Here is a 20,940-nt window from a genome sequence, read left to right on the forward strand (position 1 = left end):
CATTCCCCCAACTTCATGCTAGCCTCCGACCGTCCGCAACCCACTCCGAATCGCCCATGACCAGACAGCGCCGCCGTCGTCTCATCAAGACCCGCCGTACCGTGACGGGGTTTCTGCTCGTTGCCTCGATCGCCTTTCTGGCGGGCATGACCGATGCCGTCGGCCTGATGCTGACGGGCAATTTCGTGTCCTTCATGACCGGCAATACGACACGGGCGGCGATCGCCCTCGGAATGGGCGAGTTCGGCCATGCGGCGGTGCTGTTCTCGGCCATCCTGACATTCATCATCGGCAATGCGCTCGGCATCGTCATTGCCCATGCGGCGGACCGGCGAGCTTTCGTGGTGCTTGCCTGCGTCAGCATCCTTCTGGCCGCCGCCGCGGGCTTCGCGGAGCCGTCGCTGGTTCTGGTGCAGTTCTATCTGGTGGTGCTTGCCATGGGCATGGTCAATGCCACGGTCGAGCATATCGAGGGCCTGCCGATCGGCCTCACCTATGTCACCGGCGCGCTGTCGCGCTTCGGACGCGGTCTTGGCCGTTTTCTCCTGGGGGATCGGGATTTTCTTTGGACGGTGCAGATCGTGCCCTGGAGCGGCATGATCTCGGGCGCCATCATCGGCGCACTTCTGGCCGGCGCCTTTGGCGCACATGCGCTCTGGCTGGTTTCTATGGTCGCTCTCGTCCTGGCGCTGTCGACGCTTTTCATCCCCCGCCCGCTGCAGCGCCGCTTCAATCAGCGCTTCGTTATTTCGGCGTCCACGGTGCGGCGACCGAAATAGCCACATTGCAGTGCACAAAAATCTGCTAGGGAGAAAAACGAATCGTTTTGCCGACAAGCCTAAGGATATGCCGTGTTCGTTTTTTCGAAACTTGTCTGGATTTTCGGTCAGCCACTCTCGCTGGCATTTCTCTTCGTACTGCTGGCATTTATCGCCGCTCTTCTGCGCTGGCGCGCCACCGTGATTGTCTCCTCGCTGCTGTCGGTGCTTATCCTGTTCGTCTCGCTCTATACGACGGCCGGCGCCTATGTCGTCCAGGGGCTGGAGGAGCGTTTTCCGCATCCCACAACCGATCCCGCCGACCTCAAATGCATGATCGTCCTCGGCGGCGCCACGCAGAACGAGGTAACGACCGCGCGTGGCGGCTATGAGTTCGATTCGGCCGGCGATCGCCTGGTCGAAGCGCTGCGTCTCTCGCAGAAATATCCGCAGGCGCGCATCGTGATCTCGGGCGGCGATGGCTCGATCGGCGGCACCTATGAGGGGGATGCCGTGATTTCCGAGCGCTTCTTTACGGCACTCGGCATTCCCAGAGACCGCATGGTTGCCGACACCACCTCGCGCACCACCTTCGAGAATGCGGTCAACACGAAGGAATTGCTGGCGCAGAACGGGCTTTCGAATTGCCTGCTCATCACATCAGGCTTCCACATGCCCCGCTCGATGGGCATCTTCCGCAGGCAGGGCATCGATGTCGTGCCTTGGCCGGTCGACTACCGAAGCACCGGCAAGGAAACGCCGGGCCTCGATTTTACCCAGCCCTCGCGCAACGCACAGCTGCTGGCGACAGGATTGCGCGAATGGGTCGGCCTGGTCGGCTATTACGCCGTCGGCCGGACATCGGCGCTCTATCCCGGGCCGTAACTACGTGCCCGGGCCGTAGCCACGTGCCCCGGGGCGTAACCACCTGCCCCTGGGCCGTAAAGCCTACTTCTTCGAGATCGTGACGAATTTGACGCCGCGGACCCTGACGGTGATCTCGCAGCGGTCCTCGCCGTCCTTGCGGTCGCAGAAGCGCGGATGCATTTTCATGACCAGCACCATGTTGCCGAAGCGCTGGATGAAATCGTAGCTGTAGATCCGCGCAGTGGCGACGAGCAGGTAGCCGCCCTCGGCCACCTGGACGTAGAAATTGTAGGGGCAGCCTTCGTCCGTGCAGTAGGGGCCTTTTTCGCCCTTGCAGGTGATCTCGCCCTCGTTAACGACGATATCCATCAGCTTGTCGTTATTGATATCCTGCTGAGTGGCGAAATTGTCGCCGAAGCTCGCCTGACCGTCGCAGCTTTTGGTGAAGTGATCCTTCTCGAATGCGACGGGATCCTGCAGGATCGATTGCTGCGCCTCGGCCACTGCGGGCATGATCACGAATGCGATGAGATTGAGGATCACGATCAGCAGGGATTTCACGGGGGATTCCTCTTCGAAGCGCCGTCGCGGCCACGATAACAGCAGCGGCCGCTGCGAGATCTTTGCATCAGCCGGCTTGCGCGGCCCTTGCCGTCGTGATTCATTTCGAGAAAATCGCCGGCGCCTCGTTGGAGTTTTCGATGTCGCTTCTCTCGTTTCTTGATTATGCCGGCGTCGCTCTTTTTGCCGCAACCGGTGCGCTCGCGGCTTCGCGCAAGCAGCTCGATCTGATTGGCTTCCTGTTCCTGGCCGCCGTCACCGGCATCGGCGGCGGCACGCTGCGCGATATCGTCCTGGGCCGAGTGCCGGTCTTTTGGGTGCTGAATCCGACCTATATCATCATCTGCGCCGTGGTCGGCGTCCTGGTCTTCTTCACCGCGCATCTCTTTGAATCGCGCTACAGGCTGCTCATCTGGCTCGACGCCGTGGGACTATCGGCCTATTGCGTGATGGGAGCCGCCAAGGGCATGGCGGCGACAGGCTCACCCACCGTCGCGATCGTCACCGGCGCGCTGACGGCAACGTTCGGCGGCATCCTGCGCGATCTGCTGGCGAATGAGCCTTCGGTCCTGCTGCGCCCGGAAATCTATGTGACGGCGTCAATCGTCGGCGCTGGCGTCTTCACCGCCGCCAATGCGACGATGTTGCCGCTTTACGCCTCTGCGGGGCTGGGCGTGATTGCCGCCTTTGCGGTGCGCGGCGGCGCGCTCTGGTTCGGCTGGACATTTCCGACCTATCATCACAAGCCAGGCCGGCATCCGGACGATGTGATGTGAGCTGAGAGGCAGTCGTTCTACTGCCTACTGCCTCTGCTTGCGGCGCAGGCGGATCACCACGTCGACATGGGCGATTTCCATCCCTTGCGGCGGTTCGGGCAGGTTGTCGATCGTCAGGTTACTGATCGGGATATCCAGCACTTCATTGTGGCCTTCCACGAAAAAGTGATGGTGATCGGAGACGTTGGTGTCGAAATAGGTTTTGGTGCTTTCGACGGCGAGCACGCGGATCAGGCCGGCCTCGGTGAACTGATGCAGCGTGTTGTAGACGGTCGCGAGCGAAACTGGAACGCCGGCGGCGACGGCTTCTTCATGAAGCTCCTCCACCGTCAGATGGCGGTCGCCCTTGGCGAAGAGAAGGTCTCCCAGCGCAATCCGCTGTCGGGTCGGCCTCAGGCCCACATTGCGCAGCCTGGTTTCGATCGCGATTTCGGCATGTTCTGCCATTCAGGGACTCCGGATTCCTGATCTCTATAATTCTTTACTAAGCCATATAACTTTTGCCTTGATTGCTTTCAATAGTTTCAATGGGGTGGGAAGGTGCTCAAAAGCCGCAAAAAACCGGCTTTTGGCGCAATTCGCTCTGGTCGCGGCTCTGGCGTTCCTGTATGCGACCACCACATAACGGCTAGTGCGGTCGATCGAACGGATGAATGAGAGTCCAATGCTTTCGCTTCATTTTCTGTCCATCTTGCACTAAAGCTTCACATCCATCGGCATTCATGCGGGGGAAACGGAATTTTTATGACGACGAGACAGTCCAGCTTCAATTACGAGGAAATCCTGGCTTGCGGCCGCGGCGAACTGTTCGGCCCGGGCAACGCGCAGCTTCCCCTGCCGCCGATGCTGATGGTCCATCGCATTACTGAAATTTCCGAGACCGGCGGTGCCTTCGACAAAGGCTTCATCCGCGCCGAATACGACGTGCGCCCCGATGACTGGTATTTCCCCTGCCATTTTGCCGGCAATCCGATCATGCCGGGCTGCCTCGGCCTTGACGGCATGTGGCAGCTGACCGGCTTCTTCCTCGGCTGGCTCGGCGAGCCCGGCCGCGGCATGGCGCTTTCGACGGGCGAAGTGAAGTTCAAGGGCATGGTCCGCCCGGATACGAAGCTTCTCGAATACGGCATCGACTTCAAGCGCGTCATGCGCGGCCGTCTGGTGCTCGGCACCGCCGATGGCTGGCTGAAGGCCGATGGGGAAACCATCTATCAGGCGACGGACCTGCGCGTGGGCCTGTCGAAGGACAAGGTCGCCTGAACTGCGGCGCCGCCGCCTCCACAAAGACAGACGTTTTAGAAAAGGTCATCGACATGAGACGGGTAGTTGTTACGGGTCTGGGTATTGTCTCTTCGATTGGAAACAATGCTCAAGAAGTGACCGCCTCGCTGCGCGACGCCAAATCCGGCATTTCTTTCTCTCCCGATTTCGCCGAGCATGGCTTCAAGTGCCAGGTCTGGGGCTCGCCGAAGATCGACACAACCGATCTGGTGGATCGCCGCGCCATGCGCTTCCTATCGCAGGGCGGTGCCTGGAACCATGTCGCCATGAAGCAGGCGATCGCCGACAGCGGCCTCGAGGAAGGCGATATCACCAACGAGCGCACCGGCATCATCATGGGCTCCGGCGGCCCGTCGACCCGCACGCTGATCGAAGCGGCCGACATCACCCGCAAGAACAACAGCCCAAAGCGCATCGGCCCCTTCGCGGTGCCGAAGTCGATGTCCTCGACCGCCTCGGCAACGCTGGCGACCTGGTTCAAGATCCACGGCGTCAATTACTCCATCTCGTCCGCCTGCTCGACCTCGGCGCACTGCATCGGCAATGCCGCCGAGATGATCCAGTGGGGCAAGCAGGACGTCATGTTCGCCGGCGGCCACGAGGATCTCGACTGGACCATGTCGAACCTCTTCGACGCCATGGGCGCCATGTCTTCGGACTTCAACGACAACCACCCGGAAACCGCCTCGCGTGCCTATGACGCCAAGCGCGATGGATTCGTCATCGCCGGCGGCGCCGGCGTGCTGGTTCTGGAAGAGCTGGAACATGCCAAGGCCCGCGGCGCCAAGATCTATGCCGAGATTGTCGGCTATGGCGCCACTTCGGACGGCTACGACATGGTCGCACCGTCGGGGGAGGGTGCCGTGCGCTGCATGCGCCAGGCGCTCGCCACCGTGAAGGGCGATATCGATTACATCAACACCCACGGCACTTCGACGCCGGTGGGCGACAGCAAGGAAATCGGCGCAATCCGCGAGGTCTTCGGCGACAAGATCCCGCCGATCCAGTCGACCAAGTCCCTGACGGGCCACTCGCTCGGCGCCGCAGGCGTTCAGGAATCGATCTATTCGATCCTGATGATGCAGGAGCGCTTCATCGGCGAAAGCGCCCATATCACCGAACTCGATCCGGAATTCGAAGGCGTGCCGGTCGTGCGCAAGCGCATCGACAACGCCAAGTTCGATATCGCTCTTTCGAATTCCTTCGGCTTCGGCGGCACCAACGCCACGCTCGTGTTCCAGCGCTACAACGGATAAGGCAATGACGGGAATCATGCAGGGTAAGCGCGGCCTCATCATGGGCGTCGCAAACAATCACTCGATTGCCTGGGGTATTTCGAAGGCGCTTGCTGCCGAAGGCGCGGAACTGGCTTTCACCTTTCAGGGTGAGGCGCTCGGCAAGCGCGTCAAGCCGCTCGCAGCCGAAGTCGGTTCGGATTTCCTGCTGCCTTGCGATGTCGAGGATCTGGCTTCCGTTGATGCCGTCTTCGACGCGATCAAGGAGCACTGGGGCAGGCTTGATTTCATTGTCCACGCCATCGGCTTTTCCGACAAGAACGAGCTGAAGGGGCTCTATGCCAACACCACGCGGGAGAATTTCACCCGCACCATGATAATTTCCTGCTTCTCCTTCACCGAGATCGCGAAGCGCGCCGCCGAACTGATGACCGAAGGCGGCAGCATGCTGACGCTGACCTATAATGGTTCGACGCGCGTTATTCCGAACTACAATGTCATGGGCGTCGCCAAGGCGGCGCTTGAGGCTTCCGTTCGTTATCTCGCCGCCGATTACGGCCCGCGCGGTATTCGCGTCAACGCCGTTTCCGCCGGCCCGATCCGCACGCTCGCCGGCGCCGGCATTTCCGACGCCCGTGCCATCCTGTCGTGGAACCAGCGCAACGCGCCGCTGCGCAAGTCTGTTACCATCGACCAGGTCGGCTCGTCGTCGCTCTACCTCCTGTCGGATCTGGCGGCAGGCGTCACCGGCGAAGTCCATTTTGTCGATGCCGGTTACAACATCACCTCCATGCCGACGCTGGAAACGCTGTCGAGCGCGGACGCCGAGTAAGCGCGCTGATCTCAATCGCCCTCCCGGTCTTTGGCCGGGGGGATCATTTTCCGGATATCCTTCCCGATGACGTCCAACGAGGCGAAATCCCTCGCATCGACCGAACGGCTCATCCTCCGCCGCTTTGTGCCGGAGGATTTTAAAGCCTATAGCGCCTACCGCTCCCTGCCGGAAATCTATCGGTTCCTGTATCGCGATCCGCCTTCGCCTGAAGTGATGAGAGAGCGTTTCGATCTCAATCTGAACTCTCCTTTCGCCGAGGACGGAGATACGCTGCTATGTGCTGCCATTCGGCGGGAGGATGATGCTTTGGTCGGTGATGTCAGCCTGACATTCGCAAACAAGGCGGCGCTTCAAGCCGAGCTTGGCTATACCTCCAACCCCGCTTATGCCAGGAAGGGATATGCCACCGAGGCGGCACAAGCCATGATTACTCTCGGCTTCGAAAAATTCGGCTTTCACCGGATCTTTGCACGGCTGGATGCGAAAAATGCCGGATCCATTGGCGTCGTCGAACGGCTGGGTCTTCGCCGTGAGGCACTCCTGATCGAAAACGATCGTTTCAACGGCATATGGGGCGATGAATGTGTCTATGCCGTACTGCGCCGGGAATGGGCCGCAAGGGTGTCGAATTGGACGCGTTAACCTCCATTCGACAAGATTTTACGAAAATTTTAGGTTAATTCTATCTTGCCGGGGATGGCTCGTTACGGCTGGCGGGAATTCCGATACAAGGCAGGCAATCAACAGTATCTCCTGCATGTCCATCGGTATTCACCAGCCATTTACGGGAACCCCAGCCGTGAACACCATAACTGTTGCCAGCTCCAAGCTGCTAGATCCGCTGGGCGAGGCGGTACCGCTCGAATCCGCCGCCACTCCAAGGACATTGGGGCCGGATCTGTTGCGGGCGCTTGCCATCCTCCTCGTCATGCTGGTGCATCTGCCGGTGGAGGCGACGCCGCTGCCGCTCGCCGGCATTAGGCCCTATGGCTGGATCGGCGTCGACATCTTCTTCGTGCTCAGTGGCTATCTCATTGGAACTCAGTTGATGACGGAAGCCGCGCGGCGCCGCGCCGTCGACTTCAAGGCTTTCTATCTGCGCCGGGCGTTCCGCATATTGCCGGCCTTTCTGCTCGTGCTTGCCGTCTATACGTTCTTCCCCTCCCTGCGCGATGCGCCGGCGATGCAATCCGCCTGGCGGTTCCTGACCTTCACGGTCAATTTCGGCCTTGATCCTCGCCTGGGCAGCGCATTCACCGAGGCCTGGTCGCTGAGTGTCGAGGAGCATTTCTATCTCGTTCTTCCGGTTCTTGTGGTCCTGCTCAAGCGGCGAGCGACGGTGGGCTTTGTGACGCTTCTGGTGATGGCGATCGTGATCGCCGGCATAGGCCTGCGGTTTGCGCTCTGGCAGAGCCATGTCGGTCCGATTGTCGAAATGCAGGCCTACAGGGAAGCCTTCGCCGTCTATCTCAGGGAGGTCTATTATCCGACATATAACCGGCTTGACGGCTTGACCTTCGGCGTCGTTCTGGCGGCGATCCGGCTGTTCAAGCCGCTGCTATGGGAACGGTACATGCCGCCTCACATCGCGCTCGGCATCGGCGGTATGCTCGTGACGGCGGCGCTCGTGATCTTCTCCGTTCGCGGGCCGCTCGCCGAAGCCAATGTGCCGCTCGTGTTTCAGCCTCTTCCGGGCGCGGCCGTCGGTTTCCCGATGTTTTCGGCGGGGGTGGCAATCATTCTCGGCGCATTGCTGGACCTGCAGCCGAGGATCGGTCGCTGGCATCTTCCAGCCATATCAGGCGTCGCGGCGCTCTCCTACAGCCTCTACCTCACCCACAAGGGCGTCTACCATCTCGACCAGATGGTGTTCGGCAAGGACAATCTTCTGGGGCTGTCAGGCCTCGTCATCTATCTCGCCACCTGCTTCATCGTGTCGGCGACGCTCTGGTTTCTCGTCGAAAGGAACTTCCTGATCCTGCGGGATCATCTGATGCCTCGTGCACGTCGTGCCGACGAAGCCTGATCCATGAAAGAAAGGCGGCCCTTGGTCGCCTTCCTCTCTTATTTTTTTGCCCAGAGCACCTTGTAGCGGGCATTGCGGCAGGTCTCGCCGAATTCCCTGAAATTCTCGGCCAGCACCGGCTCGTAGGGCAGGCCGCGATTGGCGACCAGCATGAGCCGGCCGCCGCCACGCAGCGCCGAGGCGGCCGTCTTGATCATCGCCTGGCCAAGCGAAGGCTCGGCGGCATGGCCCTCATGGAAGGGCGGGTTCATGATGATCAGGTCGTATTTGTCCTTGACCGGCTCGCTCGCCAGATCGTGCCAGAAGAAGCGCTGGGCGACCTTCGGGCAGTGCGACAGCAGATTGGCGCGTGCGGCCTCCAGAGCGCCGTAATGGGCCTCGTAGAGGTCGATGCGTTCGATCCGCGGCGATTTCGTTGCGAGCTCTACGGAAAGATAGCCCCAGCCGGCGCCGAAATCGGCGGCATCGCCGGCAAAGTCGGTCGGCAGGCGCGAGGCGAGCAGCTCGGAACCGGCATCGACACGGTCATGGGAGAACATGCCGGGCGCCGTGGTGAAGCTGTCGTCGACGAGAGTCGCCGGCTTTGCGAGCTGCGCTGTCAGTATCTTGATGTCGGCAGGACGCGCAAACCAGAAGGCAACGCCGTGATATTTCGGCATATGCTCGATCGCAAGACCGAAGGCTTCGATGCGCTTGCGTAGCGGCTGGATACCATCTTCCTTGCCGCCGGCAACGAGGATGAGACCGCCTTCCTTTACGCGCGCCAGCGCTTCAGCGATATGGTCCTCGTTCTCGCCCTTGTGCTTGCCGCAAAGCACGAGCGCTCCGTCATAACCTTCGCCTTCGATCTCCGGCGTCACGTTGATGCGCTGCGCCTGCAGCTGGCGATAGAAGGGACGGAAGCCCTGAACGGCCGAAAGCTCGGCAGCAAATCCCTCCGGCAGCGCAAAGCCCGCTTCGGCGCCGAGAAACAGGATCCGCTGCCCCTCGCCGGGCGCGTCGATGGTGCCGGAGGCAAAGGGATGGAACAGGGTCTTCAGGGCATCGCGGCTCATGGGCGTGGTCTCGTTATTGTTTCGTTGGTCGGGCCTGCGGGCGGGTTTCTGTCTGTGTGCTTGTCCCTCACCCTAGCCCTCTCCCCGTTGGGACGGGGAGAGGGCTAGGGCAAGGGGCCGGGCACAGAACTTCGGAAAAACCGAGATCGCCAGCCTCTTCAATATAAAAAGGGCGCGGAAAAGATCCCGCGCCCCGGAACTTGGATGAAGGCGCAGCTTATTCGGCCGCGTCGTCCTTCTTCTTGTCGGCAGCGATTTCCTGGCCGGTCGCCTGGTCGACGACCTTCATGGACAGGCGAACCTTGCCACGCTCGTCGAAGCCGAGCAGCTTGACCCAGACCTTGTCGCCTTCCTTGACGACGTCCTGCGTCTTGGCAACGCGCTCGGAAGCGAGCTGCGAGATGTGGACGAGACCGTCACGGGCGCCGAAGAAGTTGACGAAAGCGCCGAAGTCGGCGGTCTTTACGACCGTGCCTTCGTAGATCTGGCCGACTTCCGGTTCAGCGACGATCGAGTGGATCCACTTGCGGGCCGCTTCGATTTCTTTGCCGGAGGAGGAGGCGATCTTGACGGTGCCGTCGTCCTCGATGTTGATCTTCGCACCGGTCTTTTCGACGATTTCGCGGATGACCTTGCCGCCGGAGCCGATGACTTCGCGGATCTTGTCGACCGGGATGTTCATCACTTCGATGCGCGGTGCGAATTCGCCGAGCTGGCCGCGGCTCTCGGAAATGGCCTTGGCCATTTCGCCGAGGATGTGTAGACGACCGCCCTTCGCCTGGTTCAGGGCGACATTCATGATCTCTTCGGTGATGCCTTCGATCTTGATGTCCATCTGCAGTGCGGTGATACCGGATTCGGTGCCGGCGACCTTGAAGTCCATGTCGCCGAGGTGGTCTTCGTCACCCAGGATGTCGGAGAGAACGGCGAAACGCTCTTCTTCCTTGATCAGGCCCATGGCGATACCGGCAACCGGCTTTGCCAGCGGCACGCCGGCATCCATCAGCGCCAGCGAGGTACCGCAAACGGTCGCCATTGAGGACGAGCCGTTGGACTCGGTGATCTCAGAGACGACGCGCAGCGTATAGGGGAACTGTTCCGCCGTCGGCAGCATCGGGTGGACAGCGCGCCAGGCGAGCTTGCCATGGCCAATTTCACGGCGGCCCGGAGAACCCATGCGGCCGGTTTCACCGACCGAGTAGGGCGGGAAGTTGTAGTGCAGCATGAAGTTTTCTTTGTACATGCCGGTCAGGCTGTCGACATACTGCTCGTCTTCGCCGGTGCCGAGCGTGGCAACCACGATCGCCTGCGTCTCGCCGCGGGTGAAGAGGGCGGAGCCGTGCGTGCGCGGCAGCAGGCCGACTTCGGCGAGAATCGGGCGGACCGTCTGCAGGTCACGGCCGTCGATGCGGCTGGAGGTATCGAGGATGTTCCAGCGAACGATCTTCGCCTGCAGGTGCTTGAAGATGGCGCCGACTTCCTCGGCCGTGTACTTGGCTTCGCCTTCTTCGGGCAGGAAGTGTGCCTTGACCTTCGCCTTGACGGCGTCGACGGCGGCATAGCGATCAGCCTTCTGCGTGATCTTGTAGGCGTCGCGCAGTTCGGCTTCGGCAAGGCCGAGCATTTCCTTCTCGAGCTCGGAGTAGTCTTCCGGCTGGAAGTCACGGGGCTCCTTGGCGGCGACTTCGGCGAGCTTGATGATTGCGTCGATGACAGGCTGGAAGCCGCGGTGACCGAACATGACGGCTCCGAGCATGACGTCTTCAGGCAGTTCCTTGGCTTCGGATTCGACCATCAACACGGCTTCCTGCGTGCCGGCGACGACGAGGTCGAGGCTCGATTCGTCCATCTCGTCGAGATGCGGGTTGAGCACGTATTCGCCGTTGATGTAGCCGACGCGAGCGCCGCCGATCGGGCCCATGAAGGGGACGCCGGAGAGCGTCAGGGCAGCCGAAGTTGCGACCATCGACAGGATATCGGGATTGTTTTCCAAGTCATGCTGGATAACGGTGACGACGACCTGCGTGTCGTTCTTGTAGCCTTCCGGGAAAAGCGGGCGGATCGGGCGATCGATCAGGCGCGAAACGAGCGTTTCGTTTTCGCTCGGACGGCCCTCGCGCTTGAAGTAGCCGCCGGGGATCTTGCCGGCTGCGTAGGTCTTTTCCTGGTAGTTGACGGTGAGCGGGAAGAAGTCCTGACCCGGCTTCGGCGCCTTGGCGGAAACGACGGTCGCAAGCACCACGGTCTCGCCGTAGGTGGCGACGACGGCGCCATCGGCTTGGCGGGCGATCTTGCCGGTTTCGAGCTTCAGCGGGCGGCCTGCCCACTCGATTTCGACGGTATGGATATCGAACATATCTTGTCCTTGCATGATGCGGGAAAAGGCGCCGTGGCCGACGATTTCGGCAGGGCGCATCTTCAACCGCACGAAATGTGACGCATCACGGGCAAGACAACGAGAGGCTTTCGAAGATCGGCCGAAGCGCGAAGCTTCGGCTGAAAGCATCCGGCAATCCTGCCCCATGACAGGTCAACGGTTGTTGTTGGCAGCACCGGCCCATCCGGCCTGCCGGCAGCTTCGCGGCGCGCCGTTGCAAGGCGCAAGCGAAACAGTCTTAGGGGTTCATACCCCTCATAAGCAACCGGCGGGCGTTCAGGTGAACGCCCGCCGGAAATTCCGTTAGCGGCGGATACCGAGGTTGGTGATCAGCTTGGTATAACGGCCTTCGTCCTTCTTCTTGAGGTAGTCAAGAAGCGAGCGCCGGCTAGAAACCATCGTCAGGAGACCACGACGGGAGTGGTTGTCCTTCTTGTGGTCCTTGAAGTGTTCCGTGAGGTTGTTGATGCGCTCGGTCAGGATCGCAACCTGGACTTCCGGAGAACCGGTGTCGCCTTCGGCGGTCGCATATTCCTTGATCAGCGCAGCCTTGCGCTCAGCAGTGATCGACATCGGATGGTCCTTTCTATGAGAGGAGATTGAAGTCGCCAAACGCCGGGATGTCGTCCAGCATTGGCCGCGAATGCAATCAGGCACGCCTGATGCTGGCGCTGCCTATAAACCAAATGAGCGGCAATTGAAAGAGGGTTGTCCCCCCGGGCGGCTTCAGCGCCCCGCCATGGCGTTCCGGATCATGGCGTCGTAGCCTTCTGGATCCTGCAGCATGGCAAAATGGCTGGCGTCCTTCAGGATGACGAGCTTCGCGCCCGGAATCTCTTTCGCCATCATCTCAGTGTGGTCCAGCTTCACCGCTTCGTCATGGTCGCCGATGGCAAGCGTCACCGGCACCGTGATCTTTCCGAGGTCGGCTGCGGTCCATGCCGGCTGCGTCGCCCACATTTGCGAGATCTGGTTGACGAAGGCGTCATATTCGTTCGGGGTCGGCGACAGCTTCCTGTAATAGTCGCCGGCGACGTTGATGTAGTCGTTGAAGGTCTTGTTGCTCATGACATCGGGCTTCACGCCGTCGGTCGTGACATTGGCGGCTTGCGCGATCACGCGGGTCAGCTTTTCGGGATATTTCATCGCCACATCGATGCCGATGATGCCGCCATCGGACCATCCGACCAGCGTCACCTTACCGATCTTCAGGTGGTCGAGCAGCGCAGCATAATCCGAAGTCATCAGGTCGTAGCCGAAGGGCTGTTCGCTGCGCGTCGAGCGGCCATGCCCGCGGCTGTCGGCGACGATGACGAGATGATCTCTCGCGAAATCGGCAACCTGAGCGCCCCAGACATCGGCATTTCCGAGGCCGCCATGAATGAAGAGGATCGGGTCGCCTGCGCCATATTCAGCATAATACATCTTGATGTCGTTAACATCGGCCATGCCGCTCGTCTTCGGTTGCGGCATTGGAGGAAATGGCGGTAGCCCGGCCCATCGCTCGGCGGATTGGGCGTTCGCAACTGCCAGAAACAGAGAAAGGAATGCAACTATTCCGAATGCAATTCTGCGCATGTTTGCCCCCTTTGGACGGGCCATGATGGCCCGTCGGGGAGCATATCGCATAGCCATTGCGCTGCAATAGCGCTATTTCTGGCTGAGTTTGGCTAGCCGAATACGCGCTTCGGACGAAATTCGCCCTGGCCGATTTCGCCGATGGCGATCAGCTTGCCGCGTGCCGTGGCATAGGCCTCGGTTTCGGCGACCGGAGCATCGCGGCCGCGCACGAGGATAGGGTTGCCCATCTTCAGACGGTGCGCCTGGTCGTCGCTGATGACGAGGTGCGGCAGCGAAGAAAGAGCTTCCGCCGTGTCGATCAGCAGCGCATCGAGGGCTGCGAGCCGCTCATCCGCGTCCTCGATCTCTTCGAGCGCCACGAGATCGGCAAGCGGCACCATCGCCTCTTCGGCGAAGGGTGCGACGAAGCTGCGGCGCAGGCCGGAAATATGGCCGTAGCAGCCGAGATCGCGGCCGAAATCGCGGGCAAGTGCGCGTACATAGGTGCCTTTACCGCACTCGACTTCGAAATGCGCCGTATTGGCATCCGGGCAGGCAAGCAGCGTCAGGCGGAAAATCTCGACTTCACGCGAGGGGATCTCGACCGTCTCGCCTTCGCGGGCAAGGTCATAGGCACGCTCGCCTGATATTTTGATGGCGGAGAACTGCGGCGGGATCTGGTTGATGACACCCGTATAGTTCGGCAGCAGCGCGCGAATATCCTCTTCGCTCGGACGCTTGTCGGAGGTGGCGGTGACTGCGCCCTCGAGGTCGTCGGAAGCGCGTTCCTCACCCCAGGTCACGGTGAATTCATAGATCTTGCGGCCGTCCATGACATAGGGGACCGTCTTGGTGGCGTCGCCGAGCGCGATTGGCAGCATGCCGGACGCGAGCGGATCGAGCGTCCCGGCATGACCGGCCTTCTGGGCCTTGAACAGCCACTTGATCTTGGAAACGGCTTCGGTCGAGCCGAAATCCACCGGCTTGTCGAGGATGAGCCAGCCCGAAATCGGGCGGCCCTTGGGCTTGCGTGGTTTGGACATTCTCTGTCTCTGTTATTGATCTTGGTCGTTGTCGTCGTCGAGATCGCGGCTGACCTCGGGCGAGCGCAGAAGCGCGTCGATTTTCTTGTAATTGTCGAAGCTCGTATCGTCGCGGAAGCGGACTTCCGGCATGTACTTCATCTGGCGAAGCTGCGGGCCGAGGCGGCCGCGGATATATTTCGCATGGCGGTTCAGCGCCTCGATGATGGCGCCATGATCGGCAACGCCAAGGGGGGTCACGAAGGCCGTCGCGATCTTCAGATCGGGCGACATACGCACTTCGGAAATGGAGATCACGGTGCGCTCGATCAGGTCGTCGCGCACTTCGCCGCGCTGCAGGACCTGCGTGATCGCTGAGCGCACCTGCTCGCCGACGCGAAGCATGCGCTGCGAAGGCGCGGAAGAAGTTGGTCTGGTCATGGTTGTTCCGTTAGCAGCGTCTCTTGGACGCGATAAAGCGGGTCAAATGACTCGATCCGGCGCAAAGGTCAAGGCTGGACAGGCTTAGCGGCTCGCCGGAGGCTCAGAATCCTCACGAAAGCGGCATCCTGCTCGTCATGCGCAAGAAAAAACCGCCGGTTTCGGCCGGCGGTTTTGATATCCTGCAAATCGAAAGATCGCTTACAGCGTGCGGGTGATGTGCTCGACACGGAAGCACTCGATGGTATCGCCGGCGCGGATGTCTTCGTAGTTCTCGAAGGCCATGCCGCATTCCTGGCCGACATTGACCTCAGACACTTCATCCTTGAAGCGCTTGAGCGTCTTGAGCTTGCCTTCGTGGATGACGACGTTGTCGCGCACCAGGCGGACGCCGACGCCGCGCTCGACCTTGCCTTCGGTGACGCGGCAGCCTGCGACCTTGCCGACCTTCGTGATGTTGAACACCTCGAGGATCTCGGCATTGCCGAGGAAGGTTTCGCGACGCTCCGGAGAGAGCAGGCCCGACATTGCCGCCTTCACATCATCCACCAGGTCGTAGATGATGTTGTAGTAGCGGATCTCGATGCCCTGACGCTCGGCGAACTGACGTGCCTGCGCGTTGGCGCGGACGTTGAAGCCGATGATCGCCGCATTGGAAGCTTCCGCCAGCGAGACGTCCGACTCGGTGATGCCGCCTGCGCCCGAATGGACGATGCGGGCACGAACTTCGTCGGTGCCGAGCTTTTCGAGAGCGCCGGCAATGGCTTCGATCGAGCCCTGCACGTCGCCCTTGATAACAAGCGGGAATTCCTTCACGCCGACAGCCTGCAGCTGGGTCATCATCTGTTCGAGCGAGCCGCGCTGACCCGACAGGCGGGCAGCCGCCTTGTCGCGGGTGAGGCGCTGGCGATATTCCGAGATCTCGCGGGCACGGCTCTCGCTTTCGACGACGGCGAACTTGTCGCCGGCCTGCGGTGCGCCGGAAAGGCCGAGCAGTTCGACCGGCATGGCCGGGCCTGCTTCCTTCACATGCTCACCCTTGTCGTTGACGAGTGCACGCACGCGGCCCCACTGATCGCCGGCAACGACGATCTGGCCAGGACGCAGCGTACCCTTCTGTACGAGCACGGTAGCGACCGAGCCGCGGCCGCGGTCGAGCTGGGCTTCGATGACGGTGCCTTCGGCCGTACGGTTCGGATTGGCCTTGAGGTCAAGGATTTCCGCCTGCAGCAGAATGGCTTCCAGCAGCTTGTCGAGGTTGGTGCGGTTCTTCGCGGAGACTTCCACGTCGAGAACTTCACCGCCCATCGATTCGACGAAGACTTCGTGCTGCAGCAGTTCCGTGCGGACCTTCTGCGGATTGGCCTCGTGCTTGTCGATCTTGTTGATCGCGACGATGATCGGAACACCCGCCGCCTTGGCGTGGTTGATCGATTCGATCGTCTGCGGCATCACGCTGTCGTCGGCCGCGACCACCAGGATCGCGATGTCGGTCGCCTGGGCGCCGCGGGCACGCATTGCCGTGAAGGCGGCGTGACCGGGGGTGTCGATGAAGGTGATCTTCTGACCGTTCTGCTCGACCTGATAGGCGCCGATATGCTGGGTGATGCCACCGGCTTCGCCGGCGACCACGTTCGCATGACGGATGGCATCGAGCAGCGAGGTCTTACCGTGGTCGACGTGACCCATGATGGTAACGACCGGCGGACGGGAAACCAGTTCGCCTTCCTCGTCGGCAACGTTGAAGATGCCCTGTTCGACGTCGGATTCCGAAACGCGCTTGACCGTGTGGCCGAATTCGCCGGCGATGAGCTCGGCCAGATCGGCGTCGATGACGTCGCCCGGCTTCATCATCTGGCCTTCCTTCATCAGGAACTTGATGACATCGACGGCGCGTTCGGACATGCGCTGCGACAGTTCCTGAATGGTGATGGTCTCCGGCAGCACGACTTCACGCGAGATCTTTTCGCGCGTTTCCTGCATCTGGCTGCGGCGGAATTTTTCCTGGCGACGGCGCATGGCCGAAAGCGAGCGACCACGGGCGTTGCCGTCTTCGTCGACATCGGCGGTCGTGACCGTCAGCTTGCCGCGGCGGCGCTCGTCCTCGGTCTTTGGACGTGTGGTAACCGGTTTTGCCGGTTCCGGACGCACGATCTTGCCGCGGGCAGGCACGCCACCACGCGATGGACCGCGATCTTCTTCTTCCTGGTTGAGCCGCCGACGGTTGGCCGGCGCTTCCATCGAGGGGGCACCGGGGCGGGCCGGCTGGGGAGCCGTGTCCGGGCGACGCGCAACAACGGGCGCTGCAGCCGGCTGTGCCACGGGCTTCGGCGCTTCCGCCTGAGGTTCAGCCGCCGCCGGTGCCGCTGCCTTGACTTCGGCAGCGCGGGCAGCCTCTTCGGCGGCGCGGCGTGCGGCTTCGGCCTGCTCGGCGATGCGGCGTGCTTCCTCTTCTTGGCGGCGACGCGCCTCTTCCTCGGCGCGACGGATGGCATCCGCGGCATCGCGAGCCTGCGCGTCGGCGAGCGCGCGGCGGCGGGCGTCCATCTCATCGGCGGACAGGTGGTTCAGAACCACCGGACGCGACGAGCGTTCCTGCTGCGGGCGCTGCTGATAGCCCTGGTTGGATTGTGCGGGCCGCTGCTGCTGGCCGCCCGGCTGATGAATGCGCGGAGCCGGCTGCGGCGGGCGCGGCGGCTGCGGCGTCGGTTCGGCAACGCGCGTCACCGAGGGCGCGGCTGTTGCTACCGGCGTGATTGGCTTTTCGTCTTCAGGACGTAGCGGGCGGCGCTTACGGGTCTCAACCACGACCGCCTTGGTGCGACCGCGGCCCATGTCCTGGCGCACGGTGCCCTGGTTTACGCCTGAAGGCTTCAAGGTGAGGGTCTTCTTACCCGAAACACTCAGCGTCTTGTCGTCTTGATTGTCGGTCATTCCGTTCCTGTTCCTTCGGACAGGGCACGGAAACGTCCGTCAGACCCTGTCGTTCAATGCATGTACCTTAATGAGGCGTCCGGCAAAGGCCGGTGACCGCGTCATTGTTTTCGCCGGCCAGCGCCGCCCGTTGCCCGGGACTGACCGCCGTTGCGGTACCGTTCGAGCAGGTTTGCGCGCTTCACTACACCCTCACCCGCCTGCCCTGCAAGCGCTGCGGCATGGATAAAAGCATTCTGGCCCATCAGTTCGTCCATTTCGGCCTCCGTAAAGACACGGAAGGACGGTATTTCCGCTTCGGTCTCCATGCCGAGATGCCAGGCCTTCCTTGCCTGATCGATCTTGCGCACGCCATCGGCGGCGGCGTTCATCGCATGGAACACGGCAAGTGCCGAGCCGTTGCGAACGGCGCCATCCACCTTCGACGAGCCGGATACGAACTGGCCCGCCTTGCGTGCCATGTTCATCATCCCGGCCAGTTGCGCCGCAAGAAGGCGGTCGACGGTGGCGCCAAGATCGCTCGGCGCGGTCACCTCCGCCTTCAGGGCGCGGGAGAACAACTTCTTTGCCACTGCCTTGTCCACGAGTGCACGGTCGATCTTGACCCAGCATCCGCGTCCCGGCAGCTGCCGCTTCAGATCCGGAACGACTGTTCCGTCCGGAGCGGCGACGAAGCGGATCAGCTCATCCGGCGATCCGCTTTCGCGTGTTACGATGCACATACGGCCATTTGCGCCGTCACCCGAAAGATCGTCGTCTTCGGCTGCGGCCTTCGGCCCCTCTGCGCTCATCATGCTTCCTGCTCGGCCTCGCCCTCATCTTCCGACGCCTCTTCGGCTTCGGCGGCGAGATCGGCTTCGGTGATCCAGCCGGCCAGCAGGCGAGCCTGCACGACCATCTGTTCGGCTTCGACGCGCGAGACCTCGAGCTTGGAGAATAGGCCCTCGAACTTCTTCGTTTCGCCGTTCTTGCGTTCGCTCCAGCCGACGAGGTCGTCAGCGGCGCAGCCGGCGAAGTCCTCGATCGTCTTGATGCCGTCCTCGCCGAGGGCGACCATCATCTGTGCGGTCATGCCATTGATCTGACGCAGCTCGTCGGAGACGCCGAGCGCCTTGCGCTTCTCGTCCATCTCCGCCTCGAGCTTTTCGAGATATTCGCGCGCACGGGTCTGGATTTCCTGGGCGGTGTCTTCGTCGAAGCCGTCGATCGAGGAGATTTCGTCGAGATCGACGTAAGCCAATTCCTCGACGGCGGCAAAACCTTCCGAGGCCAGAACCTGGCCGACCATCTCATCGACGTCGAGCGCGTCCATGAACAGATTGGTGCGTTCGTTGAATTCCTTCTGACGGCGTTCCGATTCCTCGGCTTCCGTCATGATGTCGATATCCCAGCCGGTCAGCTGCGAAGCAAGGCGGACGTTCTGGCCGCGGCGGCCGATGGCGAGCGAAAGCTGCTCGTCCGGAACCACGACTTCGATGCGCTCAGCATCTTCGTCGAGAACGACCTTGGCGACTTCGGCCGGCTGCAGCGCGTTGACGACGAAGTTCGCCGGCTCGCTGGACCAGGGAATGATGTCGATCTTTTCGCCCTGCAGCTCGCCGACGACGGCCTGAACGCGCGAACCGCGCATACCGACGCAGGCGCCGACCGGATCGATCGACGAGTCGTTCGAGATGACTGCGATCTTGGCGCGCGAGCCCGGATCGCGGGCAACCGACTTCACCTGGATGATGCCGTCGTAGATTTCGGGCACTTCCATGGTGAAGAGCTTGACCATGAACTGCGGATGCGTGCGCGACAGGAAGATCTGCGGGCCGCGCTGCTCGCGACGGACGTCGTAGACATAGGCGCGGACGCGATCGCCGTAGCGGAAGTTTTCGCGCGGGATCATTTCGTCGCGGCGGATGATGCCTTCGCCACGGCCGAGGTCGACGATGACGTTGCCGTATTCGACACGCTTGACCGTGCCGTTGACGATTTCGCCGACGCGATCCTTGAATTCGTCGAACTGGCGGTCACGCTCGGCTTCGCGCACCTTCTGCACGATGACCTGCTTGGCCGACTGGGCTGCGATGCGGCCGAAATCCATCGGCGGAAGCGGATCGGCGATGAAATCGCCAAGGGCTGCGTCCGGGTTGCGGTCGCGGGCGAGTTCCAGCGGGATCTGCGTGGAATAGTCCTCGGCCTTCTCGACCACTTCGAGCAGGCGCTGCAGGCGGATTTCACCCGTCTTCGGGTTGATGTCGGCGCGGATGTTCGATTCCGTGCCGTAACGCGAACGCGCGGCCTTCTGGATCGCGTCCGCCATTGCGGCAAGCACGATCTCGCGGTCGATGACCTTTTCGCGCGCCACTGCATCTGCGATCTGCAGAAGTTCTAGCCGGTTCGCACTGACTGCCATTGTCTTTAGTCTCCGTCTTCCTGCCCTTGGGTTCCCGTTCCGTCAGGCGGTTCGTTGATCGGTTATTCCTGGTCGTCCGCTTCGTTCTGGTTCGCAGCCTCGGCTTTGGCCAGCTTGTCGGCGCGCAGCGCGTCGCGGATGAGATCGTCCGTCAGGATCAGCTTGGCTTCGGCCAGCGTGCTGAACGGAATGGTCACCCTGGGCTCCTCGCCATAGGCAACCTGGTCGCGTTCGATCGTGAAGCCGTCGGCATCGACGGCGGCGATCTTGCCGCGGAAACGCTTGCGGTTATCGACGAGGATCGACGTTTCGCACTTGACGAGATGGCCGATCCAGCGCTGAAAATCCGATTTCCGCACCATCGGGCGATCGATACCCGGCGAAGACACTTCGAGATGATACGTCTTATCGATCGGATCTTCCACATCAAGAACCGGCGAAATGGCCGTGGAGACCTCTTCGCAGTCCTCGACGGTCATGGTGCCGTCGTTGCGCTCGGTCATGATCTGCAGCGTTAGGCCGTTCTGGTTCAGGAGGCGCACGCGCACCAGGCGAAAGCCCATGCCCACAAGGACGGGCTCGATGATGGCGGCAACGCGCTGATCAAGGCCGGTTTCGACGATCAGCCTGGGTTCATTGGTATTGTCTGCGTTTGTCACGTCCGACAAGCATTCACTCCTGCATTGTTCATGCATTGGGAGATCGCGCTAATAAAAAAGAGCGGGTCCTTGCGGCCCACTCTTCATCACACGATCAAGAATTTGATGCGGATATAAGCCTCTTTCCGGCAAATTGCAAGGCATTCGCGTCG

General features: G+C 61.6%; 20 protein-coding genes. 8 read left to right on the plus strand and 12 right to left on the minus strand.

What is annotated here, in order from left to right:
• Positions 1–56: 56 nt before the first annotated feature.
• Positions 57–779, plus strand: a complete 723-nt coding sequence (locus DQ393_RS01530) for a YoaK family protein (RefSeq protein WP_112340062.1) — start codon at positions 57–59, stop codon at positions 777–779.
• 72 nt (positions 780–851) lie between these two features.
• On the plus strand, positions 852–1,643 hold the full coding sequence (locus DQ393_RS01535; protein ID WP_112340063.1) for a YdcF family protein: 792 nt from the start codon (positions 852–854) through the stop codon (positions 1,641–1,643).
• Between the two features lie 63 nt (positions 1,644–1,706).
• Here the strand turns inward: DQ393_RS01535 and DQ393_RS01540 are convergent, their stop codons facing one another.
• The gene (locus DQ393_RS01540; RefSeq protein WP_112340064.1) at positions 1,707–2,186 is read right to left on the minus strand and encodes a hypothetical protein; all 480 of its coding nucleotides are present in this window, start codon (positions 2,184–2,186) and stop codon (positions 1,707–1,709) included.
• 140 nt (positions 2,187–2,326) lie between these two features.
• Here DQ393_RS01540 and DQ393_RS01545 point away from each other — a divergent pair, with 140 nt between their 5' ends.
• Positions 2,327–2,962, plus strand: coding sequence for a trimeric intracellular cation channel family protein (locus DQ393_RS01545; RefSeq protein ID WP_112340118.1), 636 nt, complete (start codon positions 2,327–2,329; stop codon positions 2,960–2,962).
• 24 nt (positions 2,963–2,986) lie between these two features.
• Here DQ393_RS01545 and irrA read toward each other — a convergent pair whose 3' ends face one another.
• Positions 2,987–3,409: an iron response transcriptional regulator IrrA gene (gene irrA, locus DQ393_RS01550; protein ID WP_112340065.1), complete on the minus strand. Its 423-nt coding sequence runs from the start codon at positions 3,407–3,409 to the stop codon at positions 2,987–2,989.
• Positions 3,410–3,706: 297 nt separating this feature from the next.
• Between irrA and fabA the strand changes: the two genes are divergently transcribed.
• The 5 genes from fabA to DQ393_RS01575 all read left to right on the plus strand — a co-directional run bounded on the left by fabA (position 3,707) and on the right by DQ393_RS01575 (position 8,339).
• Entirely contained in the window at positions 3,707–4,222 is a 516-nt protein-coding gene (fabA, locus tag DQ393_RS01555) for a 3-hydroxyacyl-[acyl-carrier-protein] dehydratase FabA (protein ID WP_004127724.1), read from the plus strand.
• A gap of 53 nt (positions 4,223–4,275) precedes the next feature.
• Positions 4,276–5,499, plus strand: a complete 1,224-nt coding sequence (gene fabB, locus DQ393_RS01560) for a beta-ketoacyl-ACP synthase I (protein WP_112340066.1) — start codon at positions 4,276–4,278, stop codon at positions 5,497–5,499.
• Between the two features lie 4 nt (positions 5,500–5,503).
• Positions 5,504–6,310, plus strand: a complete 807-nt coding sequence (fabI, locus tag DQ393_RS01565) for an enoyl-ACP reductase FabI (protein WP_112340067.1) — start codon at positions 5,504–5,506, stop codon at positions 6,308–6,310.
• 66 nt (positions 6,311–6,376) lie between these two features.
• Entirely contained in the window at positions 6,377–6,955 is a 579-nt protein-coding gene (locus tag DQ393_RS01570; protein WP_112340068.1) for a GNAT family N-acetyltransferase, read from the plus strand.
• Positions 6,956–7,112: 157 nt separating this feature from the next.
• Positions 7,113–8,339, plus strand: coding sequence for an acyltransferase family protein (locus tag DQ393_RS01575; protein ID WP_112340069.1), 1,227 nt, complete (start codon positions 7,113–7,115; stop codon positions 8,337–8,339).
• Between the two features lie 38 nt (positions 8,340–8,377).
• On the opposite strand, the gene DQ393_RS01580 is transcribed toward DQ393_RS01575, so the two are convergent.
• The 10 genes from DQ393_RS01580 to rimP form a co-directional block, all read right to left on the minus strand.
• Positions 8,378–9,394, minus strand: a complete 1,017-nt coding sequence (locus tag DQ393_RS01580) for a class I SAM-dependent methyltransferase (RefSeq protein WP_112340070.1) — start codon at positions 9,392–9,394, stop codon at positions 8,378–8,380.
• A 217-nt stretch (positions 9,395–9,611) separates the two neighbouring features.
• Positions 9,612–11,750 (minus strand): polyribonucleotide nucleotidyltransferase, encoded by a 2,139-nt coding sequence (gene pnp, locus DQ393_RS01585; protein ID WP_112340119.1) that lies wholly within the window; start codon positions 11,748–11,750, stop codon positions 9,612–9,614.
• A gap of 324 nt (positions 11,751–12,074) precedes the next feature.
• Positions 12,075–12,344: a 30S ribosomal protein S15 gene (rpsO, locus tag DQ393_RS01590; RefSeq protein WP_112340071.1), complete on the minus strand. Its 270-nt coding sequence runs from the start codon at positions 12,342–12,344 to the stop codon at positions 12,075–12,077.
• 153 nt (positions 12,345–12,497) lie between these two features.
• Positions 12,498–13,349 carry an alpha/beta fold hydrolase gene (locus tag DQ393_RS01595; RefSeq protein ID WP_112340072.1) on the minus strand — a complete coding sequence of 284 codons (852 nt, stop codon included), beginning with the start codon at positions 13,347–13,349 and terminating at the stop codon, positions 12,498–12,500.
• A 92-nt stretch (positions 13,350–13,441) separates the two neighbouring features.
• Positions 13,442–14,374: a tRNA pseudouridine(55) synthase TruB gene (gene truB, locus DQ393_RS01600; protein ID WP_112340073.1), complete on the minus strand. Its 933-nt coding sequence runs from the start codon at positions 14,372–14,374 to the stop codon at positions 13,442–13,444.
• 12 nt (positions 14,375–14,386) lie between these two features.
• Entirely contained in the window at positions 14,387–14,794 is a 408-nt protein-coding gene (gene rbfA, locus DQ393_RS01605; protein WP_112340074.1) for a 30S ribosome-binding factor RbfA, read from the minus strand.
• A 201-nt stretch (positions 14,795–14,995) separates the two neighbouring features.
• Entirely contained in the window at positions 14,996–17,728 is a 2,733-nt protein-coding gene (infB, locus tag DQ393_RS01610; RefSeq protein WP_112340075.1) for a translation initiation factor IF-2, read from the minus strand.
• Positions 17,729–17,829: 101 nt separating this feature from the next.
• A complete protein-coding gene (locus DQ393_RS01615) occupies positions 17,830–18,522 on the minus strand; it encodes an RNA-binding protein (protein WP_112340076.1) in 693 nt (230 codons plus the stop codon).
• Entirely contained in the window at positions 18,519–20,129 is a 1,611-nt protein-coding gene (gene nusA / locus DQ393_RS01620) for a transcription termination factor NusA (RefSeq protein ID WP_112340077.1), read from the minus strand. Before nusA ends, DQ393_RS01615 begins: the two co-directional genes overlap by 4 nt.
• 62 nt (positions 20,130–20,191) lie before the next feature.
• Positions 20,192–20,797 carry a ribosome maturation factor RimP gene (gene rimP, locus DQ393_RS01625; RefSeq protein ID WP_112340078.1) on the minus strand — a complete coding sequence of 202 codons (606 nt, stop codon included), beginning with the start codon at positions 20,795–20,797 and terminating at the stop codon, positions 20,192–20,194.
• Between the last annotated feature and the right edge of the window lie 143 nt (positions 20,798–20,940).

It is taken from the genome of Martinezella tropici (genome assembly GCF_003287875.1).
Lineage (GTDB): Bacteria > Pseudomonadota > Alphaproteobacteria > Rhizobiales > Rhizobiaceae > Rhizobium > Rhizobium tropici_C.

Coding starts and splice junctions, on each gene's coding strand:
- DQ393_RS01530 (WP_112340062.1), top strand. CDS start 57: ATGACCAGACAGCGCCGCCGTCGTCTCATCAAGACCCGCCGTACCGTG.
- DQ393_RS01545 (WP_112340118.1), top strand. CDS start 2,327: ATGTCGCTTCTCTCGTTTCTTGATTATGCCGGCGTCGCTCTTTTTGCC.
- irrA (WP_112340065.1), bottom strand. CDS start 3,409: ATGGCAGAACATGCCGAAATCGCGATCGAAACCAGGCTGCGCAATGTG.
- fabA (WP_004127724.1), top strand. CDS start 3,707: ATGACGACGAGACAGTCCAGCTTCAATTACGAGGAAATCCTGGCTTGC.
- fabB (WP_112340066.1), top strand. CDS start 4,276: ATGAGACGGGTAGTTGTTACGGGTCTGGGTATTGTCTCTTCGATTGGA.
- fabI (WP_112340067.1), top strand. CDS start 5,504: ATGACGGGAATCATGCAGGGTAAGCGCGGCCTCATCATGGGCGTCGCA.
- DQ393_RS01570 (WP_112340068.1), top strand. CDS start 6,377: ATGACGTCCAACGAGGCGAAATCCCTCGCATCGACCGAACGGCTCATC.
- DQ393_RS01580 (WP_112340070.1), bottom strand. CDS start 9,394: ATGAGCCGCGATGCCCTGAAGACCCTGTTCCATCCCTTTGCCTCCGGC.
- pnp (WP_112340119.1), bottom strand. CDS start 11,750: ATGTTCGATATCCATACCGTCGAAATCGAGTGGGCAGGCCGCCCGCTG.
- rpsO (WP_112340071.1), bottom strand. CDS start 12,344: ATGTCGATCACTGCTGAGCGCAAGGCTGCGCTGATCAAGGAATATGCG.
- DQ393_RS01595 (WP_112340072.1), bottom strand. CDS start 13,349: ATGCGCAGAATTGCATTCGGAATAGTTGCATTCCTTTCTCTGTTTCTG.
- truB (WP_112340073.1), bottom strand. CDS start 14,374: ATGTCCAAACCACGCAAGCCCAAGGGCCGCCCGATTTCGGGCTGGCTC.
- rbfA (WP_112340074.1), bottom strand. CDS start 14,794: ATGACCAGACCAACTTCTTCCGCGCCTTCGCAGCGCATGCTTCGCGTC.
- infB (WP_112340075.1), bottom strand. CDS start 17,728: ATGACCGACAATCAAGACGACAAGACGCTGAGTGTTTCGGGTAAGAAG.
- DQ393_RS01615 (WP_112340076.1), bottom strand. CDS start 18,522: ATGATGAGCGCAGAGGGGCCGAAGGCCGCAGCCGAAGACGACGATCTT.
- nusA (WP_112340077.1), bottom strand. CDS start 20,129: ATGGCAGTCAGTGCGAACCGGCTAGAACTTCTGCAGATCGCAGATGCA.